Annotated in this window: 8 protein-coding genes; 1 reads left to right on the top strand and 7 read right to left on the bottom strand. The window is 48.9% G+C overall.

All coding sequences use genetic code 11. From position 1 onward, the window contains the following. Nucleotides 1-63: 63 nt before the first annotated feature. A complete protein-coding gene (locus AC6I2O_RS18090; RefSeq protein WP_497743420.1) occupies nucleotides 64-1365 on the top strand; it encodes a dihydroorotase in 1302 nt (433 codons plus the stop codon). Between the two features lie 41 nt (nucleotides 1366-1406). On the opposite strand, the gene AC6I2O_RS18085 is transcribed toward AC6I2O_RS18090, so the two are convergent. The 7 genes from AC6I2O_RS18085 to AC6I2O_RS18055 all read right to left on the bottom strand — a co-directional run bounded on the left by AC6I2O_RS18085 (nucleotide 1407) and on the right by AC6I2O_RS18055 (nucleotide 13323). After that, nucleotides 1407-2726 carry a replication-associated recombination protein A gene (locus AC6I2O_RS18085; protein ID WP_497743458.1) on the bottom strand — a complete coding sequence of 440 codons (1320 nt, stop codon included), beginning with the start codon at nucleotides 2724-2726 and terminating at the stop codon, nucleotides 1407-1409. 68 nt (nucleotides 2727-2794) lie between these two features. Next, nucleotides 2795-3307 carry a YqeG family HAD IIIA-type phosphatase gene (locus tag AC6I2O_RS18080; protein ID WP_120391552.1) on the bottom strand — a complete coding sequence of 171 codons (513 nt, stop codon included), beginning with the start codon at nucleotides 3305-3307 and terminating at the stop codon, nucleotides 2795-2797. Nucleotides 3308-3356: 49 nt separating this feature from the next. Continuing rightward, a complete protein-coding gene (locus AC6I2O_RS18075) occupies nucleotides 3357-7823 on the bottom strand; it encodes a PolC-type DNA polymerase III (protein ID WP_497743419.1) in 4467 nt (1488 codons plus the stop codon). A gap of 63 nt (nucleotides 7824-7886) precedes the next feature. Beyond that, on the bottom strand, nucleotides 7887-8501 hold the full coding sequence (locus tag AC6I2O_RS18070; RefSeq protein WP_120391550.1) for a GNAT family N-acetyltransferase: 615 nt from the start codon (nucleotides 8499-8501) through the stop codon (nucleotides 7887-7889). 19 nt (nucleotides 8502-8520) lie between these two features. Beyond that, on the bottom strand, nucleotides 8521-9576 hold the full coding sequence (ispG, locus tag AC6I2O_RS18065; protein WP_120391687.1) for a flavodoxin-dependent (E)-4-hydroxy-3-methylbut-2-enyl-diphosphate synthase: 1056 nt from the start codon (nucleotides 9574-9576) through the stop codon (nucleotides 8521-8523). A 61-nt stretch (nucleotides 9577-9637) separates the two neighbouring features. Continuing rightward, a complete protein-coding gene (locus AC6I2O_RS18060) occupies nucleotides 9638-11767 on the bottom strand; it encodes an RNA degradosome polyphosphate kinase (protein ID WP_120391549.1) in 2130 nt (709 codons plus the stop codon). Nucleotides 11768-11778: 11 nt separating this feature from the next. Continuing rightward, a complete protein-coding gene (locus tag AC6I2O_RS18055; protein ID WP_120391548.1) occupies nucleotides 11779-13323 on the bottom strand; it encodes a Ppx/GppA phosphatase family protein in 1545 nt (514 codons plus the stop codon). Between the last annotated feature and the right edge of the window lie 110 nt (nucleotides 13324-13433).

Below are 13433 nucleotides of genomic sequence, written 5' to 3'. Positions count from 1 at the left end.
CATAAAATGAAATTAAATCCATTTTTACTTTACAAAATAATACACACAAAGAGGTATCTGACTATGATTATTAAACATGGACATATCTTTTCTCCCGGAACAAACGAACAGTTTGTTGCAGATCTTCGCATTACAGAAGATAGAATTACAGAAATCGGTACTTTAGAAGCACAGGAAGATGAAACCGTCATTGATGCCGCAGGCTGCCTGATAGCTCCCGGTCTGATTGATGTGCATGTCCACTTCCGTGACCCCGGTTTTACTTATAAAGAAGATTTGCACACGGGTGCATGCGCTGCCGCTGCTGGAGGCTTTACAACGGTTGTCTGTATGGCAAACACAAATCCGACTACCGATACAGAACAACGGTTAAGTGATCTTGTTGCCCGGGCCCAGCACGAAAAAATCCGTATTCTTTTCGCCGCTGCTGTCACAAAAGGGCTGAAAGGCATTGAGCTTACTGATTTTGAAGCGCTCGCGAAACATGGCGCAGCCGGTTTTACGGATGACGGAATCCCGCTTCTGGATGAAAAGCTGACAGAAGCCGCCATGTTACATGCAAAAATGCTCGGCCTGCCGCTCTCATTCCACGAAGAACACCCTGCTTTCATTGAAAAAAGCGGCACACACCGTACCGCTCCTTCGATTGCAGAAGATATCATGGTTGCCCGGGACTGCATGCTGGCTCTGCACACTGGAGCTGTCATCAACATTCAGCATATCAGTTCCAAAAACTCTGTTGCACTCGTCCGCACCGCAAAGGCACTTGGCGCCAAAGTCTTTGCAGAAGCAACGCCGCATCATTTTTCCCTGACAGAAGAAGCAGTTGCACTTCATGGTACCTATGCCAAAATGAATCCCCCTCTTCGCACAGAGGAGGACCGGCTCGCTATTATCGAGGGCCTGAAAGACGGTACGATTGATGTAATCGCCACCGACCATGCGCCCCACAGCACTGAGGAAAAGCACCAGGAAAACTTTTTCTCCTGCCCAAGCGGTATCATCGGCCTTGAGACCGCTTTACCGCTCGGTATCACAAATCTAGTACAGCCGGGACATCTGACCATGATGCAGCTTCTTGAAAAAATGACAGTCAATCCTGCAAAGCTGTATGCCATAAACCAGATGGCCATCCCCGGCTCCAATACTCTTCTGACAAAAAAAACTGCTTCGCCATTTTATGGCTCCATTCGCCCCGGCTGCGTTGCAGATCTTGTTATTTTCAATCCGCAGGAATCCTTTATCGCAGGGAATTATCAGTCAAAGTCAGAAAACACTCCATTTACCGGAATGGAACTTTCCGGTAAAATCAAATATACGATCTGCCGTGGAAAAATTGCTTGGGATTCCTTTATAACTGCATAAAATATGCCCTGTATCAAAACACACAGGAGAACCGGTCTCATCTAGTTCTCCTGTTTCCATTTTAATATGCCATCCAGTCGTTCTTTTACCTCTTTCTCCCTTCCCTGATCTGTTGGCTCATAATATCTGCGCCCTGCCAGAGAATCCGGCAGACACTGCATTTTTGTCAGCTTTTCCTGCGTATCGTGCGCATACTGATAGCCTTCTCCGTAATGCAGCTCTTTCATGAGATTGGTCGGGGCATTACAGATCTGCTGCGGAACCGGCTCTGCCGGCATTTCCCGGATATCCTTTTTACACGCCTCACAGGCAAGGTAAAGCGCATTCGATTTCGGAGCCATGGAGAGATAAACCACCGCATGGGTCAGATGCACATCGCATTCCGGCATCCCGAGAAAATGACACGCCTGATACGCCGCCACAGCTATCCGCAGCGCTTCCGAATCCGCTATGCCGACGTCCTCACTTGCAAAACGAATCAACCTGCGCGCAATGTAAAGGGGCTCTTCTCCTCCATCCAACATCCGGCACATCCAGTAAACGGCGGCGTCCGGATCACTGTTCCGCATCGACTTATGCAGCGCAGAAATCAGATTGTAGTGACTTTCTCCATTTTTATCGTACAGAAGCGACCGCCTGTTCATACATTGTGCCAGCACGTCCTCCTCCACACAAAGAACGCCGCGCTCATCCATTCTGCCATTAAGCACGGCCATTTCCAGCGTATTCAAAGCCGTTCTCGCATCTCCGTTTGAAAAACCGGCAATCATCGAAAGTTCCTCTTCGCTGATCGAAATTTCCAGGTTCCCAAAACCCTTCGGGCTTTTCAGCGCATGCTCAAGCAGGCGCAGCAGATCTTCCGCTTCCAGCGCCTTCAAAATAAATACCTTGCACCTGGACAGCAAAGCTGAATTAATCTCAAAAGAAGGATTTTCCGTCGTTGCACCGACTAGAATCACACTCCCCTTTTCCACCCAGGGCAAAAATGCATCCTGCTGTGCTTTATTAAAACGGTGAATCTCATCCGCAAATAACAGAGTCCGGATTCCATACCGCCGGTTGTTCTCTGCCTGCTGCATCACTTCCTTGATCTCTTTGATTCCGCTTGTCACTGCGCTGAATTCTACAAATTCCGCCCGCGTCTGCTTTGCAATGATTCTGGCCAGCGTCGTCTTCCCTACCCCCGGAGGTCCCCAGAAAATCATGGAAGAAATCTGGTCCTGTTCAATCAGACGGCGCAATATTTTTCCTTTCCCGATCAGATGCTGCTGTCCCATATACTCATCCAGGCACTCCGGCCGCAGCCTGCTCGCCAGCGGTGACAGCTGCTCCCTATCATCAAATAAGCTCATCTGTCCCATCATACCGTTCATCCTCCCCGTTTCTTGCATTACTTGTTATTCCGTCAGCCGCGAAACAGCGCCTGAAATCATTTCCCAGATCCCGTCTTATATTTTCGCTTGTAAAAATACAGAACAATCCGCTCGAGATACCGCTTCAGCACAATCTGAATCTCCTCCTTCGGATGAATCGGCTTCACCAAAATAGAATAAATGCCAGCGCGATTCGCCCCATACACATCCGTAAAAAGCTGATCTCCGACAAACAGCGTGCTCTTTAAATCCGTTTGCATCAATTCCATAGCCCTCCGATAATTTTTTACCGACGGCTTATGCGCATTCTCAATAAAATGCACCTGAATCTCTTCATTAAACATCTCCACACGGGGCCTCTGATTATTTGAAAGCAGACAGCACGAAAATCCCAGCCTCTTCAAACGGTCAAACAACTCCTTCGCCCTTTCATCCGCCGGCGCCCCATGCGGCACCAACGTATTATCAATATCAAAAATAATCCCCCGATACCCCTTCCGGTAAAACCCTTCAAAGTCTATCTCATATGTAGAATCCAGATATTCCTTCGGGTAAAATGCCTGCAGCATAGCTTCTCCTCTCCATTTTTCCACATAAAAAATATAAAACAAACAGTACTTACACTGCAAAATCAAACAACGACAACTGATTCGTTTCCGGCAAATGTGATAAAATCTTTAAATCCGAAAGCAGCGCCGTAACCGTTTTTCCAACCTTTGTCCTTGTCTGAAAATCATCCTTTGAAAGAAATTTCCCGTCCTTTGCCGCATCCACAATCGCTGCCGCCGCCTTGTCTCCAAGGCCTGAAATAGAACTCAGAGACGGCATAATCTTTCCGTCAATCACCTGAAAACGCACAGCCTGTGCCTGATAAATATCAATCGGCAGAAATTCAAATCCACGGGCATACATTTCCAGCACGCTCTTCATGTCTTTATAGGTATCCTGTTCCTTTTTGCTCAAGGTATCCATCCGTTTTTCATAATCGTGCATATGAAACAGCAGCTTTTCCTTGCCAAGACACATCAGCTCATAATCAAACCCTGACGCACGGATACTGAAATATGCCGCATAATAAGCCAGAGGATAATTAATCTTGCAGTATGCAATTCGCCACGCCATCATAACATATGCCGCCGCATGTGCTTTTGGGAACATGTATTTGATTTTCTTACACGACCAGATGTACCACTCCGGCACATCATGCGCCCGCATTTCCTTCTCCCAGTCCGGTTTCAGTCCCTTGCCCTTTCGCACGCTCTCCATGATCGTAAAGGACTGCTCACTGTCCAGCCCCTTGCCAATCAGGTAAATCATAATATCGTCACGTGTACAGATCGCAGTAGAGATTGTGGCCTTTCCCTCCTGAATGAGCGTCTGCGCGTTGCCAAGCCATACATCCGTTCCGTGCGCCAGCCCCGCAATCCGCACAAGGTCAGAAAAATGCGTCGGCTTTGTGTCAATGAGCATCTGCATGGCAAACTCTGTACCAAACTCCGGAATCCCCAGAGAACCAAGCGGAACGCCGCCCATATCCTCCGGAGTAATTCCCAGCGCCTCCGTACTGGAAAATAACGACATAACTCCCTTATCGTCAAGCGGTATCTTTTTCGCGTCAATACCGGTCAGATCTTCCAGCATACGAATCATGGTCGGATCATCGTGTCCCAGTATATCGAGCTTCAGAAGATTATGGTCAATTGAGTGATAATCAAAATGCGTTGTCACGATATCCGTCGTCATATCGTTTGCCGGATGCTGAACCGGGGTGAACGAATAGATCTCCTCTCCCACCGGCAAAACGATAATACCACCCGGATGCTGGCCCGTCGTACGCCGCACGCCGACGCACCCCTGCACAATACGGTCAATTTCACAGTTACGCTTACGCTGCTCCCGCTCCTCATAGTATTTCTTTACATACCCAAATGCCGTCTTATCAGCCAGGGTACCGATTGTTCCGGCACGGTACGTCTGTCCGGCTCCAAAAATAACCTCCGTATATCGGTGAGCCTTACTCTGATACTCACCCGAAAAATTCAAATCAATATCCGGTTCCTTGTTTCCCTTAAAACCGAGGAACGTCTCAAACGGAATGTCAAAGCCTTCCTTTTTCAGCTTTGTCCCGCACACCGGGCAGTCCTTATCCGGCATATCGCAGCCCGCCATTCCGGAAAAGGCCCGCACTTCCTCTGAGTCAAAATCGCTGTAGTGGCAACTTGAACAGTAATAATGCGGACTGAGCGGATTCACCTCCGTGATACCCGACATCGTAGCCACAAACGAAGAACCGACCGACCCACGCGAGCCCACCAGATATCCGTCCGCATTCGACTTCCATACCAGTTTCTGCGCAATGATGTACATCACGGCAAATCCATTCGAAATAATCGAATTGAGCTCACGCTCCAGCCGTTCTGATACGACCTCCGGAAGCTCCTTTCCATAAATTTCATGCGCCTTCTCATAACAGAGATTTCGGAGAATCTGGTCCGAATGCTCGATAATCGGCGGGCATTTATCCGGCCTTACCGGGGAAATCCGCTCACACATCGCTGCAATTTTCACCGTATTGTCAATGACTACTTCGTGCGCCTTTTCCTCGCCCAGATATGCAAATTCCTTCAGCATCTCCTCCGTTGTGCGAAGGTAAAGGGGCGCCTGATCATCCGCGTCCTTGAAGCCCTTGCTGGCCATAATGATTCTGCGGTAAACCTCATCCTGCGGATCAAGAAAATGGACATCGCACGTGGCCGCTACCGGCTTGTTAAAACGCTCCCCAAGCTCTACAATCCGTTTGTTAAGTGCAATCAGGTCTTCCACACTCTTGCGGTCCTCCCGGTCTTCCTTTGTCATAAACATATTGTTTCCTAGAGGCTGAATCTCAAGATAATCATAAAAATTCACAATACGGGCAATCTCCTGTTCCGGCCCGCCTCGCAGCAACGCCTGATACAGTTCTCCCGCCTCGCAGGCGGAGCCAATAATCAGTCCTTCCCGGTATTTCTGAAGCACACTCTTCGGAATCCGCGGTCTTCGGCTGTAATACTGCAAATGAGACCACGAAACAAGGCGATAGAGATTTACTCTGCCAATATCGTTTTTGGCCAGAAGTATCACATGATACGTCGGAAGCTTTTTTATTTGATTCTCCGAAGCTTTCCCAAGCGCATTCAGCTCCTCCAGCGTTTGAATTTCCTGCCCGCGCAACATCTCCAGAAATTTCACAAAAATCTCCGCCGTACAGGCAGCGTCATCCACTGCCCTGTGATGATGATCCAGTGAAATGCCAAGTGCCTTTGCCACTGTATCCAGCTTGAAACGGTTCAGATTCGGCAGCAACACGCGCGCCATGGCCACCGTATCCACCACTGTCTTATCACACACAATTCCCTGCCGCGCACAGTTTGCATCAATAAAACTCATATCAAACGAGGCATTGTGCGCCACCATAATACAGCCTTCACAAAATTCCATAAATTCCGGCAGGACCTTTTCAATCACAGGGGCATCCAGCACCATATTGTCGTTGATGCTGGTCAGCTCCTCGATTCGAAACGGAATGGGCACCTCCGGATTAACAAAGGTACTGAACCGGTCTGTAATTCGGCCATGCTCCACCTTGACTGCACCAATCTCAATAATCCGGTTCTGCTCCGGAGAAAATCCGGTTGTCTCAAGGTCAAACACAACAAACGACTCTTCCAGGCCCTGCCCTTTTGTATTCGTGGCAATCTCTTTCAGATCATCTACCAGATACCCCTCCATGCCATAAATGACCTTAAAGCTACTGTCTCCCGGAACGGTATGGTTCGCATCCGGGAACGCCTGCACGGCTCCGTGATCGGTAATTGCAATCGCCGGGTGTCCCCAGCCCATTGCACGCTTGATAATATCTTTTACATCAGAAACACCATCCATGTCGCTCATCTTTGTGTGACAGTGCAGCTCAACCCGCTTCTCTGCATACGTATCGACACGCTTTACCCTGAAATCCGGAATTTTTTTAATCCCGCGGATATTTCCGATCGTAAGCTGACTGTCAAAACGGTCGATCGTCGTCACACCTGTAAGCATCAAAAAAGCTCCGGCCTTGATCGACGAAGAAAGCTCCTCGGCCTGTTCATTTCCGGTAAAAAGCTTAATTCCGATGGAATCTGTAAAATCGGTCATGCTGAAAATAAACAGCGTCTTTTCATTGCGCAGCTCACGAAGCTCCACGGAAAGCACCTGTCCGCGGATTACGACGCCGCCGATCTCGCCTGTAATCGACTCAATAGAAATCACTTCACCGTCAAAATCTCTTCCGTAGATAATATCCGGATTATCCGAACGCCGGCCGCCAAACCGGTCGCCGGACTGATAAAAGCTTTTCTTTTTCGGCGCCTCTGTGCCGGAATCCGTTCGGGAAGCGTCTTTTTTCTCCGCAGGCTGTTTCGCAGATGTTTTCTGCTGTGCAACTTCCTGCTGCTCCTGCTGTGTTTTGCTCTCCTCTGCCTTCGCCGCTGCATAGTTTTTGGCTATCGCGGCAACCTCCTGCTCCAGCTCAAGCTCCTGCAGCTTTCGTTTTTTACTGTTTTTCGGTTCCATCCGCTCAGCACTCACATGAAAATTCATGCCGCAGCGCTCACAGAAAATCTTTTCCAAAATCGAAAGCAGTTCTTCCTCTTTTCCATCGGCAATCACGGTATCCGGAATCCGAAGATGCAGCGTATCCTCCGCTGTAAACTCCTTTTCCGATTCCCGCAGAAGCGAATACAGAAGCGCATTGTAATTTTTCAGTTCCAGCAAAATACTGTCCTCATAAACGGACATCAGATTGCGCGGCGTATATTGTCTCGAAAGATGAAATTTTTCAATGATTTTAACCGTCATCACGACATCAGAAAAGAGCTGGTCCTGAATGGCCTGCTCGATTTCCAGAATATCTTTTTTATAAATCAGTTTTTCACTTTCCAGATACACACGCATGAACGTGCGCTCTCGGTTCAGCGTCACCCGGCTCACCTGGACAAATTCCAGGATTCCCTGCAGGTGATCGCCCAAATCCAGTACCGGAAAAACATCAAAAAATGGCTTCTGCATGAAACTAGCTCCTTCTCGCCTGTCTGTTAAATCCTTCCCATATAGTTCCAACCAGGTTCAAAATTATTTTTCTTGCGTCCACACTCCTGCCTGCTGCAACGCTTCCGCCTTTAGCTTGGAAAAAGCGATAACAGGCTCTGGACTTTTCGAATGTGCACCGATCAGTTTCTCCATCCACACCATATGATACCACGTGCCGAATTTGTAGCCGCAATTGTGGAACTTTCCAACCATACGATATCCCATGTGGCTGTGAAACGCTACGCTGTTTCCTGTCAGGTGTTCATCCTCTACCTCCGGATAACCGATACAGGCATTCAGATTCAGGATATTCTGCGCTTTAGAGACAGACTCCAGCGCCTGATACAGAGCCTTGCCGACCCCCTTTTTCCGACTGTCCTCTTTTACATAAATAGAAGTCTCTGCTGCCCAGTCATAGGCCGCCCGTCCCACAAACGCGCCGGTGTATGCATACCCCAAAAGCGATTCCCCGCTTACCGCAACAAGATAGGGATACTTTTTCAGAGTCCGCGCAATCCGCTCTTCAAATGCGCTCAAAGAAGGAACTTCATATTCAAACGTAATTGCCGTCTTTTCGACATACGGCGCATAAATTCTCAGCAGTTCCTTGGCATCCACCTCTGAGGCCACACGAATATAGATTTCTTCTTTTTTCATATTTTTGTCCTACCAAATATCAATGTTTCCAGTTCAGCAGCTCATTCCGCAGCACGTCCAGCAGCTCATCCTCCGGAACCTTCCGCACCACTTCGCCTTTCTTAATCAAAAGGCCTTCGCCTTTCCCCCCTGCAATCCCGATATCTGCTTCCTTCGCTTCGCCCGGACCGTTTACGACACAGCCCATGACAGCCACTTTGAGATCAAGCGGAATGTCTTCCACCATTGCCTCAACCTGATTTGCCAGACCGATCAGATCAATTTTGGTTCGCCCGCACGTCGGACACGATACAACCTCAATGCCACCGCGTCGAAGCCCCAGCGTCCGGAGAATCAGCTTCGCCGACTTCACTTCCTCACGCGGATCTCCCGTCAAAGATACCCGAATCGTATCGCCGATTCCTTCTGAAAGAATCAGCCCAAGTCCGACCGCTGATTTGATATTGCCTGATAACAGCGTCCCCGCTTCCGTAATGCCTACGTGCAGCGGATAATTTGTTTTCTCTGCCAGCAGCCGGTGTGCCCTCGCACAAAGCAGTACATCCGAAGATTTGATACTGATCACCAGATTGTCATACCCCATGTCCTCAATCACCGAAGTCTGACGCAGCGCGCTCTCCACAAGTCCCTCCGCCGTCACGCCGCCGTCGCGCGCGACAATCTCTTTCTCCAAAGAGCCGCCGTTTACGCCAACTCGTATCGGAATATTCCGTTCGCGGGCCACATCGACCACTGCTTTTATGCGGTCCACACTTCCGATATTACCCGGATTAATGCGTATCTTATCCGCGCCATGCTCCATGGCTGCAATTGCCAGCTTATAGTCAAAATGAATATCCGCCACCAGCGGTATCGAAATCTGCTTTCGTATCTCAGAAAATGCCTGCGCCGCCTCCATGGTTGGAACTGCGCAACGGATGATCTCACACCCAGCTGCCGCGAGCGCCTGAATCTGTGCAACCGTTGCCGCCACATCCTCCGTCCGTGTGTTCGTCATGGACTGAATCAGAATCGGATTCCCGCCCCCGATGATCTTATCCCCGATCTTTATTGTTTTTGTATGATCTCTGTACATACCCGCCCCCGCTTTTTCCACTTTTCAAACAGTCTCTTTCTTTGTTTTCCAAACGTTCTTTCTATTCATCCATCGCTTCCGCCGGAACAAACACGTGACTCTTCTGCACTTCGCTCTCCACCTGTGCCGTCCGTACCGCTTCTTCACAGAAATAATCCTGCGCACAGAGCAGCAGCTTCCCGCGCTTATCAATCTTTTCATACGTTCCGTCCGGCTGCAAAACGTGCGCCTTCACGTTATCCTCAAGCTGGATCTGTAAAATATGCCGTACCTGCTCCCGCAGCTCCTGCGACTCTACCGGAAACAGAATCTCCACCCGCTTATCAAGATTGCGCGGCATCCAGTCCGCACTCGCCATATAGAATTCCTCGTCTCCACCGTTCTGGAAATAGAAAATCCGTGCGTGTTCCAGGAAATTTCCGACAATGGAACGGACCCGGATATTCTCGCTGATCCTGGCAATTCCTGTTTTCAGGCAGCAGATTCCCCGGATAATCAGATCAATCTGCACACCGGCTGCCGAGGCCTCATACAGCGCCGCAATGATCTCTTTGTCACAAAGCGAATTCATTTTGGCGATAATTCTGGCCGGTTCACCCGCTTTTGCATGCTGCGTTTCCCGCTCAATCAGATGCATGAACCGGCTGCGCATCCAGATCGGCGCCAGTACAAGCCGGTTCCAGTGCTTCGGTTCCGAATAGCCGGACAACATATTAAACACTGCCGTGGCATCCTCCCCGATCTGCTCCGAACAGGTTAAAATTCCGCAGTCTGTATACAGCTTGGCTGTAGAATCATTATAATTGCCTGTGCCAAGATGCACGTAACGGCGAATGCCGTCCTCCTCACGCCGCACAACAAGCGTGATCTTGCTGTGTGTCTTCAGGCCAAGCAGTCCGTAAATAACGTGACAGCCCGCTTTTTCGAGCATTTTTGCCCAGATAATATTGTTTTCCTCGTCAAATCTTGCTTTCAGCTCAACAAGGACCGATACCTGCTTGCCATTTTCCGCCGCCTGAGCCAGAGCCGCCACAATCGGCGAATTGCCGCTGACACGGTAAAGCGTCTGCTTGATTGCCAGGACATCGGGATCTGCGGCCGCCTGTTTCACAAACTGTACCACCGGTTCAAAGGTCATATACGGATGGTGAAGCAGAATATCCCTTTTCCTGATTTGCGTAAAGATATCCTCTCCGTCCTGTAGTCCCGGAACCGGCTGAGGCTTATAGGAACTGTAGCGATACTCGTCCATCCCTTCCAGACCATACAGCTTCATCAGAAAAGTCAGGTCCAAAGGCCCGTTAATTTTATAAATATCCTCATCCTTTACCGCAAACTCTGCCTTCAGTATTTTCAACAGCTTCGGGTCCATCTTTTCCTCAATTTCAAGTCGGATTACCTCTCCCCACTGCCTCTTTTTCAGCTGCTTTTCAATTTCCTTGAGCAGATCTGCCGCCTCATCCTCATCATAGGACAAATCTGCATTACGCATAATCCGGTACGGACAGGCCGCTACCACGTTGTAATTCAAAAAGAGGGCGTCAATATTCCGCTCAATCAGCTGTTCCAGCAAAATCACACATTTGTGCCCTTCGTCTGTATCCGGCAGGCGTACAATCCGCGGAAGAACAGACGGTACCTGTACCGTTGCAAATTCCGCCTTTCCTTTTTCCCCTTTTTTCGAAATCAGCGCGCCGATGTTCAAGGTCTTATTACGCACCAGCGGAAACGGCCTAGACGGATCCATTGCCATGGGCGTCAATACAGGATATACATTGTCATGAAAATACTGATCCGCATACTCCTTCTGCTTTTTCGTCATTTTCTCATGCTCTGTGACAACCTCAATCCCCGACTGTTTCATCAGTGGCAGCAAAGACCGATTATACGTCGAATACTGGGAGGCTACCAGCTCATGCGCCTTCTCACCGATCACAGCAAGCTGTTCCTGCGGCGTCATCCCTGCAATGTCCTTTTTCGTGTACTTTGCATGCACCATATCTTTCAGAGACGCCACACGAATCATGAAAAATTCATCCAGATTGGAGGCAGTAATGCTCAAAAATTTCAATCGTTCCAGAAGCGGGAGGCTCTTATCCCGCGCTTCTGAAAGCACGCGGCTGTTAAATGCCAGCCAGCTGCATTCTCTGTTCGTATAATATTCCGGCCTGTCAAACATGAACTCTGCCATTGTTTTCCCTCCTAAATCTGCTTCCGCTGCTTAAATACAGGATGCACATGAAAAATTTCTTCAAAAAACTCCGCTTTTTCCTGAAAGGTTCCTATCTCAAGAGACAAATCTGCCTGACTCGCCACCGTAAGCTTCAGCTCGTGCTCCCGCAGCGTCACTGTGACATTTTTGCACTTCTGCTGGTGCGTCCGGTCAAGTGCATTTACCATACGCAGAATCGCTGTCATTTTTGCCACTGCCATATACTGTGATTTCGTCAGCGCTGTGCTGACGGACAGCTCTTCATAGGACAGAAAACGACTCGTGTTGAATTTCACCGTGTACGCAATCATTTCACGCTCTGCATGAGACAGACCGATAATCTCTGTCGCCATAATGATATTAAACGCACATTCCGAAACATCCTCCAGACTGATAAACTTTCCGCAATTATGCAAAATAATAGATATCTGCAACAAAAGTCGCTCGCGCTTTCCCATCCCGTGAATTTTTTTCATGCGGTCAAATACCAGAAGCGCAATCTCCTCCAGATTCCGGATATGCGCCTGGCTGCATTTATAACGCTTTGCGATACTGCGGGCTGCCGCAATAATATCCTCCTCAAAATTATGGCTGTTCTGAATATAACCGTTTTTTACTCCGTAATCATATGCCATACCGTCGCAGATACTGTAATCCGGAAGCCACAACGTCTCTGCGCCCAGATTTTCCATCAGAGCTCTGCAATATATCGCAGACGGCACCATTACGCCCGTCTGATCAAAAGAGATATGGAACCGCTCCGAAATCTCATCCTGATTCAGGCCGATCACATTCTCATAGATCTCCTGAAACTGATTTTTCGTGACAGCCGTAATCTCACGGCTTTCACTGCGATACTGACGCATCAGCTCCAGGAGATTGCCGCCGATCACAATCAGATTTTTGATCTGACGGTCCTTTTGATACAGCTTCGCAAATCCGGCCAGCTCATGATTCAAAAGCTCAACAACCATCTTTTCAAAATGTTCGCTGTTTTTCATCAGCGGAGCAAGATGCTCCCGCGTTGTCACGCTGCCGATACGGATATTCTGCGTCGTAATCAGTTTATCCTTATCAAAGAGCGAAATCTGCATACTGCTGCTGCCAATGTCAACAATTGCCGCCGCATTCTGAATGATCGTCTCAAACTCGGAGGATACGGAAGCAATAGATTTGTAATCCATAAAACGCTGTTCAGAATTGCTCAGAACCTCGATGCGCAACCCGGTCTGCTTTTCTACATAATCCCGCAGGATCAGCATATTCCTCGATTCCCGGAATGCGCTGGTCGCACAGATCCGGTATGCATCCACCTTGTACCCCTGCATGATCTGGCGGAAGCTGCGAAGCACGGTACAGAGCTCCTCCACATGTCTGCTGCCAATCCGGCCTGTCTGATAAACATCCAGTCCCAGATTCATCCTGGTGCTGACATTTTCCACCTCACGCGCCGGCTTTCTTCCGCCCCATTCGAAAATCTTCATGTCCGTTACCGTTGAACCGATTCCGATGGCCGCAAAATATTTCACTGCCATAGTTCCACCCCTCCTGCCTTATTCCTGTATCTTTCTCCCACGTCTTTTCTGTTTTTTATAGATTTGTATCCGTTTTATATGATATCTGTACGATATTCCAGTTGCTTTTC

Source organism: Blautia sp. St.27G3 (genome assembly GCF_059728505.1).
Note: the sequence above shows the minus strand (reverse complement) of the source record. Positions and strands in the feature narration are given on the sequence as shown.